Origin of the sequence: Bowmanella denitrificans, from assembly GCF_002887595.1 — a bacterium.
Lineage (GTDB): Bacteria > Pseudomonadota > Gammaproteobacteria > Enterobacterales > Alteromonadaceae > Bowmanella > Bowmanella denitrificans.
On the sequence record NZ_PEBU01000003.1, the window covers coordinates 287,201 to 304,887 of the forward strand.

Below are 17,687 nucleotides of genomic sequence, written 5' to 3' on the forward strand. Positions count from 1 at the left end.
AAACTATTCAAGACCTAACCATTTTTTAACCGAGTTGGCCAGTTCATCCGGGTGGAACTTAGCGATAAAGTCGTCCGCTCCAACCTTCTTCACCATTGCCTGATTAAATACACCACTTAGGGAAGTATGCAGAACCACATGGAGATTTTTCAGCTCGGGGGAATTTTTAATCTCCGCAGTCAGAGTGTAGCCATCCATTTCCGGCATCTCAATGTCAGATACCAGCACCCCGACTTTGTCGGTGACATCGCCGGTTTCTTCCGCCAGCTCACGTAACCTTACCAGGGCCTCCATACCGTTTTTGGCCGCTTCAATTTTTAACCCCAGGCTGGTCAGCGCCTTCGTTACCTGATTGCGTGCCACCGATGAGTCATCTGCAATAAAGATAATTTTATCCTGAATGCCGGATACATCCAGGCCTTCGGTGACTGAAGCACTGACATCGGTATTAAGCGGCGAAATCTCATTGAGGATCTTTTCCACATCGAGGATTTCCACCAACTCCTTGTCCACTTCGGTAACGGCCGTCAAATAACTGGCGCGCCCTGCCCCTTTTGGCGGTGGCATGATGGAATCCCAGTTAATATTAATGATGCGTTCCACCGAGTTGACCAAAAAGCCCTGCACTGAGCGATTGTATTCGGCAATGATGATAAAGCACTTTGCAATATCTTCGATGGGTTTGCCGCCGGTGGCCAGACTCAGGTCGATGACCGAAATAGTCTGCCCGCGGATATGCGCGATACCCCGTACAAACTTGTTCAGCCTCGGCATAGCTGTGAGCGGTGGGCACTGCAGTACCTCCCGGACTTTGAAGACGTTGATGCCAAAACGCTGGCGTCCCCGCAACTTAAACAGTAATAACTCCAGCCTGTTCTGACCTACGAGTTGCGTGCGCTGGTTAACCGAATCAAGGATCCCCGCCATAAAACCACCTCAGTGATATTGCAATTCAGGCACAATACTTGCCCTAACTACTGTAATCCGACAATAACCCGGCAGTCATACCAGGCTATGTTACTAGAATTTGCCATTAAGCATAGCCAAAGTGGCTTGAAGTAGACATGAATAATTTAGCTAGTGTCATGAGAATATTGATATTTTTTCTTTTACTGGGGCAAAACGCCGAACTATTCGCCGATCCGGTGGATAATTCATCCCCCCATCAGGCTGTGCGTGATGCCGCCAGACAGTATGTGTTTGAGCGTGTCACCGCCTTATCCTCTGAAGATACCCGCCTGGATGTGATGGCAGCGGAAGTTGACGAAAGATTACAGGTGCCACAATGCGACACGCCCTTTACGGCGCAGGCCAGCGAAAATAGCCTGACCCAGTCTAACGTTACCGTTAAAGTGAGTTGCCCGGCCAATAACTGGTTTTTGTATGTGATGGTCAAGGTGCGGCAGGTTCAGCCCGTGGTGGTTACCAAAGTACCGATTTCCCCTGGTACTCTGCTGGATGACACGCAGTTGGAAGTGGTGGAAATGGAACTGGGGCAATTGCGCAGCACCACCTACTCGGCCGTTGAAGAGCTAACAGGGGCCAGAAGCAAAAGGCGACTTCGCCCGGGGCAGCCCATTGAACCCGGACTGCTTTGCTATGTGTGCAAGGGCGACAGTATCGTGATTCGTGCAGCTGCCGCCGGACTTTTTATTAAAACCAGCGGCGTGGCCCAGCAAGATGGTAATATCGGTGACACCATCTTGGTAAAAAATGTCAGTTCCGACAAACTGATTGGCGCTCGTGTGGTCAGCGCAATGGAAGTGGCGGTAGGAATTTAAGCGGCTAACGCCCCTGTTGTGCTTATTTTTTCAACAAAGCGGCCGATACTATGGTCAGCCACCGCAATAAAGCGGTTTGCAAGCGTTTGCAAAAGGTGTGAGTGGCTAAATAATTTGCTAAAGTAAAGTCTGCATCTGCCGATAACATGAGCAGAGGTTTATCAGGTAGTGGATGTGAGTATGTCTATTAACAACATCAACGGTAATGTAAATAAGCCGCAGGTGGACAGCCAGAAGCTGAATCAGCAGCAACAGGCGCAAAACCAGGCGGCCGCCCAGGCAACACAGGCCAAGGCACAGACAACTGCCCCCAGGCAGGATTCAGTGTCGCTGACCCAGTCTGCCCAGCAGTTGGCGCAGGTTCAAAAGAAAGGCAATGATGCTCCGGTTAATCAGGATAAGGTCGATCGTCTGAAGCGCGCTATCCAGTCTGGTGAATACAAAGTAAACCCGGAAGTGCTGGCACAGAAAATCGCCAAACTGGAAGGTGAACTGTTTGGAGTGAAATCCTAAGTGTCGATGCAGCAGAGCCTGGAACTGTTAAACAAGCAGAAAGATGCCCTGTTGCAGTTACAACTGTTGCTCGACAATGAACTTCACCAAATCAGCAGCCGTGACGCCGAAGCCTTGATCAGTCTGGTGAAGGAAAAAGAAACGCTGCTGGAGCAAATTCAGTTACAGGATGAGCAGCTCGGTAAGCTGTTACCTGACCCACTATTACCACAACAGCAAGAATTGAAATCCGAGATTTTGGATCTGGTCAAAGATTGTCAGTACCGCACCCAGGTTAATGCCACCGCGGTAGAACAGGGTCAACTGCGTTTGGAACACTTACGTAGTCTGATTATTGAATCCCGCGCCAAAGAAAGCCTGACCTATGACAAGGCAGGTAGAAAACATTCCGGCAACCGTGGCGGCGGAGTCAGCGCTTAAGCTCCCCAGCTATACCCAAGGTCCAGAAACAGACCTGCAAAAAATGCCTTTTCACCGCTGAGTCGCAGAGATCCCAGAGATTTCAACAGCCGAAGCAGCATAATTCACCAAGGCTTCCTTACCCTGGATTGACGTTCTCCGCGAGCTTCTCTTGGCACCCTCAGCGTCTTGGCGAGAAGTTAACATGGTCTGACGCGGACGTATTTTTTTCCCCACTGAGGCGCAGAGATCCCAGAGTTTTCAACAGCCGAAGCAGCAAGACTCACCGAGACTTCCTTATCATGGATTGACGTTCTCCGCGAGCTTCTCTTGGCGCCCTCAGCGTCTTGGCGAGAAGTTAACATGGTCGGGCAACAGGACGTATCTTTCACCACTGAGGCACAGAATTTACAGATTTCTTAACAGATAGTATCAAAGCACTCCTGCTTCTCTCTGTGTGCTCAGCGGCTCTGCGGTGAAAAGTATTTTAGTAGTAGCGGACCTTTTTAACCCGCTTGGGCTTGGCTACCGCCAGGTAGATGTCATGTACTTTACGCATATCCAGTTCCAGTTCAGTGGCATAAGTGTTGTCGTCTACCGCATAACTTTTAACCACTTTGGCTCCACGGATCACGCCATCCACCGACGACTTCAACTGGGCATTGCTCAACACCAGATTAGACAAACTCTCCTGGCCGGATAAGCGCTGACCGTATACCTGCTCAGCCAGTTCCCGGTAAGCATCCAGCTTAGAAGCTTTAATGGCTTGCAGCATTTTCAGGGTATCGGAACTGCCCTGTTGCTCAGCAATGGGGGCATAACCCACAGCCTGCAGTACAGGATAAGTGGCGGGTTCGATATATTCCCATTCCACCTGCTTATCATACAGGCTCGAACAACCACCCAGTAAAATCATCAACAGGCCATATCCCAGGATGCGCATTGTCCACCTCGAAGTCTGTTTACAGGGCTATACGCCCTGCCATTAATTATCTGAACATTTAAGTTAAGCAAAATACGTACCGACTAACGTCAAAGTTTTGTCCGACTAAAACGGTATATATTGTGCATAGTCGGTGACAAACGTTTTCCACCCTGAAGGTACCTGCGTGAAACAATGTTTGTTGCTGCTGTTTTTGCTGATCAGCCCGTTAAGTCAGGCCATTTGGTTTGAGGCCAGCGGCCAGGCCGTGGTTGTACAGGGCGACAAACAACAAGCCAGACAACTGGCTACCCAGGAAGCCATCAAACAGGCCCTGATGTTTGCCGGCGCACGGGTCAGCTCAGTACAGAAACTGGCCAATGGCCTGTTGCAGGATGATCGCTTTGAAATTCGCGCCGGTGGTGAGGTTGACCGGGTTGAGTTGATCAATGAAATCTACCAGGACGATATTGTGACCGTGTCCATTCGTGCCGATATTTTCCCGCAGGACAGCCAGTGCAGCGCCGCAGATTACCGTAAACGTCTTGTCACCAGTTGGTTTCCCATTGCGGATAAACGTCAGGCCACACTGGGCGAGATGTTTGATTTAGGCAAAGTCTTGCCGGGTAAATTGCGTAAAGCCATGGAGCTATCCAGCCGCCATCTGCAGCTAGGCACCATTGAGGACTTTTATATCAAGCCCGACCTGCATCCAGGTAGCCAGGCCATGGGACTAAGCAGGAAAAACAACGGGCAACTGGTGTTATTGGCACAAATTACCGACCTCAGTCACCAACAGGACGAACCCGGAACACTGACCTTCTGGCGCTCGGCCAGCATCGAGCGTCAGTTTGCCTTAAATGCCATGCTGATTGACGGCATGACCGGCGAATTATTGTTAAATGAGACGTTTCATACCAGTGCGCCCTGGCCCTATGACCTGCATCAAAGCGTGCAACCGGCCAGTCACCAATTCTGGCAATCCAGCTATGGTCTGGCAATTAACGATCTGCTGAATAACCTTGCCCAGCGCATCGACGAAGAAGTGGCCTGCCTGCCGGCCAATGGCAGGGTATTGCAGGTTAACAATGAACAGCTCACGATTGACCTTGGAAAGCAGCAAGGGGTTAACCGCGGCGACAAGCTCAGGCTGTTTAAGCTGAATCAGTTTATGGACCAACTGGGTAACAGCCATTACCAGTATTTCCTGCACCCGGTAGAGGTTGTTGTCACTCAGGTTCAACAGCAATATGCCGTAGTGGAATCTGCCAGCGGCGCACCGCTGGCCAATATTCAGCCAAATGACTTTGTATCTAAACGTTAGGGGTTTAAATCCCCTAAACCTTAGGTAATAATGCCCAGCCTGCTCAGTCACTTAACTGAGCAACGGCAAGGTCCCCATAGTTTAATGGATAAAACGAGCCCCTCCTAAGGGCTAGATCTAGGTTCGATTCCTGGTGGGGACGCCATTCTAGAATCTTCTGCGTATAGTCCATATCAAGTCCTGATTTTTACTTCATAACCAAGAACGGCCCCTGTGTCACCCCACTTTGACTGAAGCGGCTTTTGAGCCAATACCTGGCCGGGTTTTCGATATAGCGGTAACTCAGGGTTGAGAACAAACACAGCAGTACAAACATCAGTGCCAGCAATCCCCAGCTTTGCCACAGGGTTAAATCGTAGCCCATCGGCAGGGCTAACTGATCAGACTGATAGAGTGCGCGGCGCACGCCAATAAAGGCAAAGATCATCGGCATATGCAGTAGATACATGGAATAGGAAATATCCCCCAGCCATTGCCAAACGGGCCGTTCCAGGCCTTTACCATTGCCCTTTGGCGAATTAGCGAGGTAAAGTATTATCCCGGTGAACAGCACTACCGCAAGCGGGTCAATCAACCACTGTCCATGCCATCCCGCTACCAGCACCAAGATGATTAACCAAGGCAAAAAACGCCGGGCAGCCCATTTAGCTGCCGTGCCCAACATATAAAGGCGATGGCAAAGCATGCCCAGGATAAATCCGCACAGGCAACGCAAAATAGCAGAGCCGGTCAGCACATCTATGGTCCCGGTGGGATAAGGATATTCAACCGGGATCCCCAGCAGATCCCAGCGCCTGGCCCAGTAAGCCGGCTGAAAATAAAACATTATGGCCAGATACCCGGCAGCACAAAATAACAGCAGCAGCCAGGGCGTGGCTTTGTTGCCCTTAGCCAATAACAAAGCCAGCCAGGGAAACAAAAAATACACCATCCATTCCACACTGATGGACCAGGAGGGGGAATTCCAGGTCGCTTCGTTGTGCGTCCCCGCAGCCTGCAACAGCACTAAATGGGCGGGCAAGGCACTGATATCGTAAGTCAGCTCAAACATCCGGTTAAAACTGTCGGTCAGGTACATCAGTGCCCAAAGCCCGATGACCAGTACCAAGCTAAACAGATGCAGCGGGTAAATACGGGCAAAGCGTGCCAGGATAAAACGGCGGAACGTTTGTTTACACCAACCCTGACTAAACTGATGGCCATACACATGGCACATAATAAAACCGCTGAGGACAAAAAACAGATCCACCATCAGGTATAACTTGCCTGAAGCGGGGGTCAGTCCACCAGGCAGCAAGCGGGCAATAAAAATATCGAAATGAAACGCCACCACTAACAAGGCGGCAATACCACGCAGTGCCGTCAGGGCTGGCAAGCTTTCGGCCGCCTGACCAGAAAGGCCAAAACGCGTCGGTGAATCCTTCACAAAAGGCTCCTTAACTACATCACTTCAAATATCTGCTTAGCAGGACCGCTACCTAAACCGTCCCCGCCAGCACTTCAGCCTTGGTAGACTGATGCTGCAAGGGATCAAGCTGTTTTACCACTTTGGCCGGATTGCCCTGCGCGACACAGTAGTCAGGTATATCGCTGCTAACCACGGCACCGGCACCAATCACCGCGCCGCGCCCGATGGTCACTCCTTTTAAAATCACCGCTCCCAGTCCAATCCAGGCATCCTGTTTAATCAGTACCGGCTTGGCACGGATACGCGCGGCTTCATCGTCCAGCCCCCGGCCTGTCAGCGGGTGACCGCTGCTGTCCATCACCGTTACCCCTGGCCCGAAGGTGACCCGGTCCTCAATCTCCACCAATTCATAGGCCACAATGGCGGTGCCCTGCAAGCCCACCTGATTACCGATTTTGATGCGCCCTGGCTTGCCATTATTGACCTTTACACTGGTCAGCTTCACCGGACCATTTTGAAACGCCATACGATTGAGACTTTCCAGATAGCAGTACTTGCCGATGCTGATACAGTTCTCAAACAAATCAGCATGAATATCCGTGCCACTGAATGACGGATCCGTTACCCAGGTTAGCGTGACATCCATTTCTCCCGAGCAGTAACACTGCTCCCCCATGCTCAGGGCGGTGGCCGACGCATTGGCATCATCCTGCAAATAGATGTTCTGATACATTGGCATGCTGCGACTCCATGTAATGCTCGGTTGAGCGGGTTATTGTAAAAATCAGGCCAGGCTGAGATTGCGGCACCATTTGCCGCTTTTAAAGCGATAGAGCGAGACAACGGCCTTTACCGCTTCCTCCACTAACACCAGCATATAGATATGTAAGGCACTGTAGCCCAGCTTCAGCATCACAAAACTGCTGGGAATGATAATCAGCCACTGCATCACAATATCCAGTTTCATACAGAACTGACCATCACCGCCGCTGCGGATCACACCGTTCATGGTTTGAATGGATAACGACTTAATCACCACGCCGATCAGCATCAGGGTGACAAAATCATTCAACACCTGTGAGTTGTGCTCCGGGTTGAAATAGCCAACAACGCTGTCCCTGAACAAGCTGAACAGCAAAACAATCAGGCTGACACAGCCGATACACAGCAGGATGGCACTAACAGACTTGCTGTTAATATGCGTTCTGGGCTCATGCGGTATGGCCTTGCCAATCAAAATGCTGGATGCAGTGGCAATGCCCATGGTCAGCGACAACAACAGGCTTTCGATGGGAATAATGATGCTGATAGCGTGCAAGGCCTGTGGGCTGCTTCGGCCTAAAAACGAATAAAACAGAAAGGCCCCTAACGACCACACTAAGCCAGATGAGGTAGCGGTAACAATTTGCTCGCGGATCAGGGCAAATTGCGTGCGACTGAAAAACACTGAACGACACGGATTAATGCCTTTAATCAGCAAGAATACGCCTAAGGCCAGTATTTCAAATACTCCGCCGACCAAAGTGCCATAGGCCGCACCTTCAATACCCAGACCATAGTCATAAATCAGCACGGCACTGACCGCCAGATTAATCAGCACGCCCAGGCTGATAATGCCCGACACCCAGTTTGAGTAACCGGCAATGCGCAAGTAGCTAGCCGCCACCGATGAAAAACACAAAAGTGGCAGGCTCCACAGCACAATGTCCAGATAAAGCCCGGCCTGTTGCTGAACCACAGCGCTTTGGCTAAACATTGCTATCACCGCGCAGTCAAATAGCAGCAGGCCAAAAACAATCAGGGCGCAAAGGGCTAAGCTGATAACAAAGGTCGTCAGGGTGGCAGAGTTTAACTTGCCGGTATCCTGGGCACATTGTGCCGCCACATAACCACCGCCGGTAGAAACACCAAGCAATGTAATAATGGCCACCAGCATCACCCGACCGATAATGCCGGTGGCCGACACCGCCTCCATGCTGACTTCGGCCAGCAGCAGCGTGTCGACAAAGGATTTGGACGAGAACAACAAGGTTTGTATGGCGATAGGTATCGCCATAAAAAGCAGGGTTCTGGTAAACATGCGTTAGCCCCTTACTCTCAGGCAAATGCCCGAATCACCCGATTCAGCGAATAAATGGCATCTCCCAGTTCCCGGTCATAGAAAGATGTTTGCCACAGATTGTGCATGGCTTTGATTTTAAGCCGCGCGACCCCGGCCTGCCTGACCTTGTCATCAAGCTCGGCGTCGTCTACCTGATGTGGCCAGTGAATAGAGCAAATGTCCTTGTCCAGTTCAAACTTGTTGTTGTGTTTAAACAGCCGGATCCCCAGTTCAACATCCTCCCCGCCCCAGCTGTTAAAGCCTTCATCAAACAGGCCAGCACGAATCAGTGCCTGACGCTCAGCCGACACATGGGCGGTCCAGAAAATATCAAAAGGCGCTGGCCATGCCGAAATGTTGTCGCCCAGATCGTCATATTGGCTTTGGCGAATGTCATACAGACCTTTTTCTTTGGCAAGCAGAATGGCTTTTTCCACGTCGTCGGCATTAATGCATTGTTTCAGTAGCTCGGCATCGCTGCCTGTTGCACCGAAACCATATACATAGCCAATAATGACTTTGGCATACTCGTCCGCTTCGTGCCGTTCCAGGTGCAGGGCCAGCCCGGATGGCGACAGCACAATGCCGCAATCCAGCAGCACAATATACTTGCCCTCTGCGTAGGTGATGCCCAGATTACGGGCTTTACCCGCCCGGAAACCCAGGTCTTGTTGCCATAAATATCGGACGTTTATTTGCGCTTGAAACTGTTCGCAAACAGCGCGGGAGTCATCCACCCCACCATCGTCTACCACAACCACTTCATACAATGACTTGTCCAGGGTCTGGCTGACCAACGACGTCAGGGTTTTGTTTAACAAGTCACTACGGTTATAAGTAGGAATGACAACACTGATTTTCATACTACAAGGCTTCCTTATTTTCCCAGCACCCGGACAACTTTATTCAATGAATACAGCGGTTCACCCAGTGTTTTCATATAATAACTGGTCTGCCAGGATTGATACTTCTGATTGATCTTGATCACCGCATTGATAGCCGCCTCATTCTCAGTCTCACTACTGCCGGACTGCTCGAAATGCGGCCAGTGGATAGCACAGATATCGTCCGCCAGCTCGTACTTATTGTTGTTGTGAAACAAACGAATACCCAGGTCCACGTCTTCACCACCCCAGGAGGTAAAGCTTTCATCAAACAAGCCGGCGCGGATCAGTTCACTGCGTTTCGCTGATACATGGGCTGTCCAGAAAATGTCGAAAGGCGCTGGCCACATGGCCAGATTCTTACCCAGTTCATCGTATTGCCATTGGCGACTGTCAAATAGCCCGGCTTGCTGCATAACCTGAACAGACGCATCAACATCCTCGCTGCTGACAGACTCGATCACAGTAGTCAGCGCCTGCTGATCAGCCTTAAAGCCATACACATAGCCAATCACCACTTTATTCAGCTCAGCAGATTGATGGCGCTGCACATGTCTTGCCAGGCCCTGTTGGCTAAGGATAATCCCGGAGTCCAGCATCAGGATCACCTCGCCCTCCGCCGCCACAATACCAACGTTTCTGGCTTTGGCGGGTCTGAATCCCGCATCCGTTTGCCAAAAATAACGGATGTTCAGCCTGTGTTCGAATGACTGGCAAAGCGCTGCAGATTGATCCGTACCGCCATCGTCCACCACAATGACTTCAAATGCCTCTTTGTCCAATGTTTGCCGGCAAAGGGACTCCAGCGTGTGTTGCAACAAGGTCTGGCGGTTGTATGTAGGAATAACCACTGAAATATTCATGACAAGTCCAAAGACAAATAACTGGCCTCCTGCCCATAAGAGGACAGATTGGGCGTACAAGGGTTGCAATAATCAGAAAAGCCAAAACTTTCCCAGAAATAGCGGCTGTTCATCACACTGACCACCGAAGCGGTTCTGAATCGGTTCAGTACTGGAGATGACAACAAGCCCTGAATAATACGTCTGCCCATACCCTGCCCACGACAGGCAGGACTCAGGCAGAAATCATGGATATGCAAGTTATCGAAGATGGCCGCCATATCCCTGTCATCATTCAAAGACGGTGATTTACCCAATTGATAGGGTAAGGCCAGCAGATAACCTTCCACCTGCCCCTGCACATCCACCACAAAGCAGGTATCCGGCGAGACAGCCTGTTTGGCCTGTAAAGCCGGTTGACTTTCCAGCAGAGCATCGGGATAGGTAAGTTGCTGAACCTGCATAATCCGTGGCCAGTCTCTGCCCTGCAGTTTTCTGAAGGCCAGCCCGGCGGCTGACTGTTCACTCATCTGGCTATCGGGTGACGTTAACTTGGCATAGTGTGTCATCAGGCGTTACCTGCCTGGCTGCGCTTTTCGGACGCTATGTTGGTTAAGCTGCTCCAGCGGGCCAGCTCCTGCATATGTCGGGCGCTATCCACCAGCACCGTCTGTTCAGCCAGCTGCGTGCCTGTATCCCGGATAAAGCTACGCTTAAGGGGTTTAAAACCGTTAAAACCTACCGTGGTATAGCTGGTTGAATAAGCGCCGCAGGACAAAAGCCACACTTCGTCACCGGATTTTAAGCTGCGAGGTACACTGATCAGGTTGTTCTCGTCATTAAACACGTCGTCGCTGTCGCAGGTGGGACCGGCCACAATGCAACCCACCGTATCGGTGCTGTCATGACCAGGAAAGATCATCTGATAACGCAGTGCATCGGTTTCGTACAGGCCATTAAAACGACCACAGCTTAAAAATAGCCAGTGCTGTTCCCTGCCCTCCGGCTGAACCCGTTGCGACAGGCGCAAAACGTGTGCACGGATCACACCAAAGTCCGCCACCAGAAAACGTCCTGGCTCAAGGATAAAGCGCAGATTCTGCTTTAGTTGCTGCTGTAGATTCTGCATGCCGTTGCGAATCGCCAGAAGAATGGCTTCAAGATCCGGCCGCAAGGGTTCACCGGCTTTAGTGCTGTATCCTCGGGCAGGCAAGCCACCACCAAGATTGATATATTCCAGCCGAATCCCCAGGCGCTGTAACTCCTGCCCTACCTTAGCAAGCCGTTCAAACAGCGCGGTCCAGGCCGCATCTGACATTTGCTGCGAACCAATATGGACAGAAATACCAGCAGGTACCAGGCCCAACTCCCTGGCCAGCAACAGATTCTCGACCAAGGCGGATACCGAACTGCCAAACTTGCGGCTTAAGCCATATACTGCCCCTTTGCCGTCGGTGGCCAACCGGCAGAACACCCGGCTGCCTGGTGCAAATCTGGCAATGGCCAGAATTTCATCGCGGCTGTCAGCGGCAAAATCTCTGACTCCCAGTTGGTGCGCCTCGGCAATCTGCTTATCGGATTTAATGGTATTGCCGTAGTGAATTCGCTGGATAACCCCGCCAATGGCAAGGGCTTGTTTGATTTCAGCAATACTGGCCGCATCAAATCCGGCCCCGGCGCTCACCAGGGTTTGTAGCACTTCATTCACCGGGCAGGATTTAATTGCAAAGCGAATATCCAGTTCGGGGATCTCTTTTTGCAGTCTGCAGAACTGGCGCTGGATCCCGTCCAGGTCAAAGATGATTTCATCATCCGCACAATGTACATCAGCGTCTTGCGAAAGCGTATATGGCAGCATGTTCTTCACCTATAATCCTAATTCTTTAGATAAATTAATGAGTTGCATCCAGTTCCTGGATAAAAACAGGTAATCTTGCATATCCAGCTTGGCCCGCTCGATAAGGCTGTTCTTCTCGTTAACCAATTGGTTGGCGACACTTTGGTAGCGCCCGCCCAGTAATCGGTAATTTCTGATAATGTCGTCAAACACCTGATGACTATGGTCAGTATCAATATTTAAGGTGCTTTCGATAATGTGGCAGACCTCGGCACTATTGATGCGCTGCTGTTTGTCAAGCAGTGCACCAGGACCGGCTGCTGCCATTAGCTGGTAGGCCCGGTGAAAATAAGGCATAGACAGCATAAATTTGATAAAGCGCCGCTGGTAATTGGCAAAACCCAGGTCGGTTCTGCGTTCAGGCGTATAGAAGTTGTCGATATGGCGGTTATGCACCACGGCAGGCAGTTCAGCGTGATAAACCAAATGAATTAGAAAATAATCCGAGCCAATGGTGTCCTTTGCCGGTGGCAATGGCACCACTTCCTGTACGCCAAAAAAGCTGATATTGCACATATCCACCCGCATAGGGTCGGCACGGCCCAGGGTGGCACGGTCACCGCTAAAGACTTCGGTGCCAGCACCTTTAAAGGACTCTTCAACCAGTTCAAGCTGTTCGGCTTGGGTTGCGCCCTTTTTGGCCCAGAGTTTCACCACATCAAAATAGATATCAGCAGATAATTGCTGCATTTCACCAATATCCACCGACATTTCACCAATAAAGGAAGCCGCAACCATCGCCACAGCTTGCGACGTCTGACTTTCGGTGAGATCACGGGTGATACTGGTATCGCTAATGGTACTTGCCATGTGCCCTAAACTCAGCAATTCCTGATGAATCGGAAAAACGATATCGCCGTGTAATACCTGATAGTGGCAGTCTGAATCGCGGCGGTGCACCGTTTGGCAATTCAGTGCAGCGGCAAACAAAAAGGCCCGGTTGGTGCAGGCACCATAAGACACGCCTTTTGGCAGCATCAGCTCCAGCAAGCGTTCAGATTCGTACCCAGCTCGCTGGCACAGTGTGTGTAGAAATTGCCGCTGCTGTGATTCATCCAGATGCACCACTTCTATATTGGGGGACACCGGCAAATGGCTGACAGCTGTGGCGTTTTTTTCCAGTGCCTGTGGTTCTGAGGTATCGATGATCAACAAACAGACCTGCACATCAAAATTTGATGCCGCATAACAGGCTTCTTTATAAAGCAGCTCGATGGTCGCCATACACTGGCGATTGGTGGGTAAAGCCAGACAGATCCTGCGCATTATTGCTCTCCTTCTTGCCATGACATTAACCCCAGCAGCTTTTCCCCCAACGGGGTTAATTCTGCGGGGCCATAGCGCAGGCTTTCATGACGGTCCTGATCCCCAATCAGAGTTTTGTTCCAACAAGGTGTACTTAGGTTGCGCCATGAATCCACCCGTGATGCGGTTAAGCGCGCGTTGTCATTAAGCGCCGGCATCATTGACAGATAAAACACACTGCGGATGCCATTTTCTGAGCTGTTCTGTTTCACCCCGTGCGCCAGCCAGCCGTTGAAGATCAGCATATCCCCCGCTTCCAGCCTGGGCTGCACAATGGGGTAACCAGCTTCGCGGATATCGGGGCGCACAGGGTCCCGGTCGTCTGGTTGGCTTAACAGCCAATTGTCGTAGTCTTTAAATAGTGCCGGACAACACTGGAAACCGCCGGTACTGTCGTCACTGTCATTTAGCGCGATAATGCCCTGCACCCTTTGTGGCAAGAGCTGGTGTTTGGTATTCACATCCCAGTGCAGGTGAATATCAAAGCCTTTGTCGGTGGCAGGAATTCTCGCCCGTGAACGGTTGCCTATATTGGGTGGATTGAGGTTAACGCGATCCAGGGTGACCCAAAGGGCTTCGGTATCCCAAATATCCACGAAAGCGTTGTATACCCGCTCACTTTGGCGGATATCCCATTGCAACTGGTGTTGGTACATCTCAACAAAACCATAGATGTATAAATGCTCTTCCAGCTCTGTTTTGAACTGCTTTGGTGGGTACCAGGTTGCGGGATCAGACTTGTTTAGTTGCTGAAAATCACAAGCCGTGTCGAATAGCGTTAGTGCCTTTTCCCTGGCAATAGCATTTTTAACGATGACATAGCCATAATCCTGCCAGTGTCTGAAATCTTCCTCAGACAAAGTTCTTAATGGCAACGCTTTTTCCATCTTACTTAATGGATTTTTTACGTAATAACTTTCTCCATCAAGACTGACGAAATCCTTATTGGTCTTATCACTCATAAAGTACACCTTGTTGCTTATTAAATCCGTGTGATATGACATCCAATGCCATCGAAAACCACTTTACAAAACTTTTAAATACACCTTTAAAAAACAGCTAATTACAAAAGACACATCAATCTAAATAAGGTCGCTTAATTAGCGTCAACACAAAACACCAGCAAGACAAGCAAAAATATTTTTACAGGCGGCAAATAAGATAAATATGGCAATGCGTTAATATGAAACAGCAAGACATATCGCCTTATGCCATACACCTGAGTTTCTTGCGATACATCAAACTCAAAAAATCGAGATAAAACACAAACTCCATTTGCATACAAACTCAGACAAACCTCTATCAAGATGCACTGATAGTAATATTGACAACGCTGTCATTCAAGAGATAAATGCATTGATTTCAATATGTTACAATTTACAAATCATTAAAGAAATGGTTAACAAAATTTATACAAAAAGGTTGAAATATAGGTATTTACGATAGAATAAAAAATTCAAAAATCAGAGCAAAAGAGGGGGGTAATAAATTAAAAAATAGCATCTTACTCAAGCGCCAGGTTTTAACCCAATTTCCATACTTACAAAAGTAACAGTAGTTAACAAACCCCTTAATCAGGTCATATAGGCTTAGATTTAAGGATTGAGACAAATTCAATAACGCAGAAACATTGCAAGTAACATTAACAAAATATATGGCAATGCATTGCAAAGAATACCGTCCATCTTATGATGACAAATTTATGACCTAAGTGAAGACTGAAATATCTTACATGGATAAATATGATGGTTTCTTAAATGCAGCCGAATAAATAACTTAGAAAGAAGAATAAAAAAACCGGTAAAAACGAGAGGGCTAGTCCTTACCGGCTTTGTACTTAACGGTTTATATTGAATCCCAGGTGCCTGAACTCACAACAATGTTGCTCGGACATCCTGGTCTGTTGGTTGATGTCGCGGGCCGTTTGATTACCAGCCCGCGAATTATCAGAACCTGACAGACGATAAAATCAGCGTTTTATCAGGAGCAGGGGCCAATGACTTTCCAAGGATCACCCGCTGTTGGCAGGTTGTTTTGCGACCACCATTTGGCTTCATAGATGGTGCCGTTGTAAGTTGCCTGCATACCACCTGTATATACCGCACCTGCATCCCAGGGTGCCGGGCAGGTTGGCCCGGTATCACCGACCTTAAAGCTCACCACCAGACTGTGCGCCGCATTCAGATTACTAAAGGTATAGCTTGATGCTGCTGCCACGGACACGCCGTCTACCACCAGGGTATCTACCGTGTAACCGCTATCCGGTAAAAAGGTAACGGTAAAGTCCTGATTGCCCTGGGCGGTAATCACGCCACCAACGGGGGCAGGACTAATGCTGCCGTTACCACCAGAGACGCTGGCGCTGATATCAAAGAACACCGGATTATCGATGGTGATATCGCTGAAGTTACCCGATACACCGGTGAAGTTAGCGGCGCTTAAATCCGACACCAGGGTATTTTTCAGGACCAGTTGCTTGTTATTACCACCAGCAGCGGCAGGAGTTAATGACAGCACGGTATCTGCGCCATTTTGGCTCAGCTGTAACTGGCTGAAGCTGTATTGGAATACACCCAAGCTGATTTCGGTTTTATCCGGGAAGAAGGTGTCAACGGTGACCACCATATTCCAACCCCAGGTTTGCCAGCCAAGGGAAACAACATAACCCAGACGGTCGAAGCTGCCGGTCATATTGTCAAACATGCCTACATGCAAGTCATTCAGGCCCAATCCGGGCATTTCGACATAGCTGTAAATACCACCGTCGGCGGCTTGTACGCCAACAAACAGCGAGCCATTGCTTTCATAGGCTTTCAGATGTTTAAAACCGATACCGGCAGTGCCGCGGATTTTATCTACCGCAGGGTTGAAGTTATTGGCAACCTGAGTACCACTCCAGGCCATAGTAAAGACCTTGGACTGTACAATCACGGCTGAGGGGTTTGCGTTGATCTGAGCTGCCGTCGCACCTTTAATCAATACTGACTGTGAGGAGAAAGACAACAGTGCACCATCAGCAGTATCAGATACCACCAGATTGGACAGTGGTGCTGGGTCAGCCCAGTCACGCAGAACGATTAAATCTTCCCCAACAGTGAAATCGTTGACAGTCACCGCAGAGTTGGATTGTTCATTAAGCAGAATGGTGTCTACGCCACCGCCGGTAATCACGGTATCGTCGCCCCAGCCAGCAGACAGGGTTTCGTCATAGCTGGAACCTTCAATGGTCTCAGTAGCCGGCGTATCAAACAAGGTGTTGTAACCACCAAATTTATGTACGTACTTGGTGATACAAGTGCCCAGCTCGTCACAGGTGATCTGGTCTTGTGTCAGCAGAGCACCAGTGCCCCAGGCACCACGTAAGTGAGCGGCAGCCAGCAAACCAGACATAGTGGCCTGAACCTGAATAGGATTGCCGTTTTCGTCGGTATCCGGCCAGCTCTTGGCCAGGGCCTGTGCCCAGGTCATATTGGCATCTTCCAGTAACTGCGTCATCACGTTGTAGTTAAAACGCATGGCGTCACGCATCACTAGTTCCTGCTTCTCCGGAATACGCAGATCGGCAAAGGAGTTGATACCGTTCTTACCAATAAAGGTGCCTTCCCAGTTGTTCAAGGAAGTCGCCACCACTTTATTGCCGCCGGAGCCTACTACTTCTACCAGGGCTTCGGTTTTACAACCAATCCAGTTGCTGTCATCTACAAAGATATAGAAGCTGTCGTATTCAACACCGTTGACGACCTTAGTTACCGGGCTGTAATAGCCAGTATCAATCAGCAGCGCCTCACCCAGTTGATAGCCGACAAAACCCCAGGCATTGAGCGAGTTGTACTGCATATTGCGGTACATCTGCGCATCATAAGGAGTTTGAGAATTGTAGTAGCCATCTACCCCCAACTTCGTAAAAAACTCACTGATGGTAGTAGGCTCAGGAATCATGCTGCCGGTGGCACAATCACGAACCATTTTGCCTGGTGCTGATACCTGTGCGTAGGTATACACAGGGTTATTCAGATTCTGCAGATAGAAATCCGCCAGATTGGGGTTAATGCCAGATTCAAAGTTACGCAGGGCATCCAGGAAATCCTGTACCCCACCATTGGCGGCTTGAGCGCTGACGGACGCTGCACAACAGGCGGCCAGCAAGGACAATCTCAATTTCATATCCGATCCTCTAGTTAATGATGGTATGAGACCGACAACTACTGCATCTCATTATTGTTATTCTGGGTGGGAACTCACCCGGTTTATTCAGGCCAGAAACTACCATCTGACCATTGCGAATTTATTGAAACTAAAATGGGTAATTCC

16 protein-coding genes and 1 tRNA gene are annotated in these 17,687 nt (G+C 49.7%); 5 read left to right on the top strand and 12 right to left on the bottom strand.

What is annotated here, in order from left to right; genetic code table 11:
* Nucleotides 1-3: 3 nt before the first annotated feature.
* Nucleotides 4-927, bottom strand: a complete 924-nt coding sequence (locus CSR04_RS08075) for a chemotaxis protein CheV (protein ID WP_102795762.1) — start codon at nt 925-927, stop codon at nt 4-6.
* A gap of 158 nt (nt 928-1,085) precedes the next feature.
* Between CSR04_RS08075 and flgA the strand changes: the two genes are divergently transcribed.
* The 3 genes from flgA to flgN all read left to right on the top strand — a co-directional run bounded on the left by flgA (nt 1,086) and on the right by flgN (nt 2,714).
* The gene (gene flgA / locus CSR04_RS08080; RefSeq protein ID WP_172449281.1) at nt 1,086-1,781 is read left to right on the top strand and encodes a flagellar basal body P-ring formation chaperone FlgA; all 696 of its coding nucleotides are present in this window, start codon (nt 1,086-1,088) and stop codon (nt 1,779-1,781) included.
* A 180-nt stretch (nt 1,782-1,961) separates the two neighbouring features.
* Nucleotides 1,962-2,294, top strand: a complete 333-nt coding sequence (gene flgM / locus CSR04_RS08085; RefSeq protein WP_102795764.1) for a flagellar biosynthesis anti-sigma factor FlgM — start codon at nt 1,962-1,964, stop codon at nt 2,292-2,294.
* 6 nt (nt 2,295-2,300) lie between these two features.
* A complete protein-coding gene (gene flgN, locus CSR04_RS08090; protein ID WP_102795765.1) occupies nt 2,301-2,714 on the top strand; it encodes a flagellar export chaperone FlgN in 414 nt (137 codons plus the stop codon).
* Nucleotides 2,715-3,180: 466 nt separating this feature from the next.
* On the opposite strand, the gene CSR04_RS08095 is transcribed toward flgN, so the two are convergent.
* Entirely contained in the window at nt 3,181-3,636 is a 456-nt protein-coding gene (locus CSR04_RS08095) for an LPP20 family lipoprotein (RefSeq protein WP_102795766.1), read from the bottom strand.
* Between the two features lie 166 nt (nt 3,637-3,802).
* Here CSR04_RS08095 and CSR04_RS08100 point away from each other — a divergent pair, with 166 nt between their 5' ends.
* On the top strand, nt 3,803-4,939 hold the full coding sequence (locus tag CSR04_RS08100; RefSeq protein ID WP_172449282.1) for a flagellar assembly protein T N-terminal domain-containing protein: 1,137 nt from the start codon (nt 3,803-3,805) through the stop codon (nt 4,937-4,939).
* Between the two features lie 70 nt (nt 4,940-5,009).
* Nucleotides 5,010-5,084, top strand: a tRNA-Arg gene (locus CSR04_RS08105).
* Between the two features lie 42 nt (nt 5,085-5,126).
* On the opposite strand, the gene CSR04_RS08110 is transcribed toward CSR04_RS08105, so the two are convergent.
* The 10 genes from CSR04_RS08110 to CSR04_RS08155 all read right to left on the bottom strand — a co-directional run bounded on the left by CSR04_RS08110 (nt 5,127) and on the right by CSR04_RS08155 (nt 17,540).
* Nucleotides 5,127-6,365, bottom strand: a complete 1,239-nt coding sequence (locus CSR04_RS08110) for an acyltransferase family protein (RefSeq protein WP_102795768.1) — start codon at nt 6,363-6,365, stop codon at nt 5,127-5,129.
* Between the two features lie 52 nt (nt 6,366-6,417).
* Nucleotides 6,418-7,086: an acyltransferase gene (locus CSR04_RS08115; protein ID WP_102795769.1), complete on the bottom strand. Its 669-nt coding sequence runs from the start codon at nt 7,084-7,086 to the stop codon at nt 6,418-6,420.
* 45 nt (nt 7,087-7,131) lie between these two features.
* Nucleotides 7,132-8,427, bottom strand: a complete 1,296-nt coding sequence (locus CSR04_RS08120) for an MATE family efflux transporter (RefSeq protein WP_102795770.1) — start codon at nt 8,425-8,427, stop codon at nt 7,132-7,134.
* A 17-nt stretch (nt 8,428-8,444) separates the two neighbouring features.
* Nucleotides 8,445-9,311, bottom strand: coding sequence for a glycosyltransferase (locus CSR04_RS08125; protein WP_102795771.1), 867 nt, complete (start codon nt 9,309-9,311; stop codon nt 8,445-8,447).
* 14 nt (nt 9,312-9,325) lie between these two features.
* Nucleotides 9,326-10,195, bottom strand: a complete 870-nt coding sequence (locus CSR04_RS08130; RefSeq protein ID WP_102795772.1) for a glycosyltransferase — start codon at nt 10,193-10,195, stop codon at nt 9,326-9,328.
* Nucleotides 10,192-10,743, bottom strand: coding sequence for a GNAT family N-acetyltransferase (locus tag CSR04_RS08135; protein ID WP_102795773.1), 552 nt, complete (start codon nt 10,741-10,743; stop codon nt 10,192-10,194). Before CSR04_RS08135 ends, CSR04_RS08130 begins: the two co-directional genes overlap by 4 nt.
* A complete protein-coding gene (locus tag CSR04_RS08140; RefSeq protein ID WP_102795774.1) occupies nt 10,743-12,032 on the bottom strand; it encodes a type III PLP-dependent enzyme in 1,290 nt (429 codons plus the stop codon). Before CSR04_RS08140 ends, CSR04_RS08135 begins: the two co-directional genes overlap by 1 nt.
* Nucleotides 12,033-12,041: 9 nt before the next feature.
* A complete protein-coding gene (locus tag CSR04_RS08145) occupies nt 12,042-13,337 on the bottom strand; it encodes a DUF6271 family protein (protein WP_102795775.1) in 1,296 nt (431 codons plus the stop codon).
* On the bottom strand, nt 13,337-14,338 hold the full coding sequence (locus tag CSR04_RS08150; RefSeq protein ID WP_102795776.1) for a phytanoyl-CoA dioxygenase family protein: 1,002 nt from the start codon (nt 14,336-14,338) through the stop codon (nt 13,337-13,339). Before CSR04_RS08150 ends, CSR04_RS08145 begins: the two co-directional genes overlap by 1 nt.
* A 1,018-nt stretch (nt 14,339-15,356) precedes the next feature.
* On the bottom strand, nt 15,357-17,540 hold the full coding sequence (locus tag CSR04_RS08155; protein ID WP_102795777.1) for a carbohydrate-binding protein: 2,184 nt from the start codon (nt 17,538-17,540) through the stop codon (nt 15,357-15,359).
* Nucleotides 17,541-17,687: the final 147 nt, after the last annotated feature.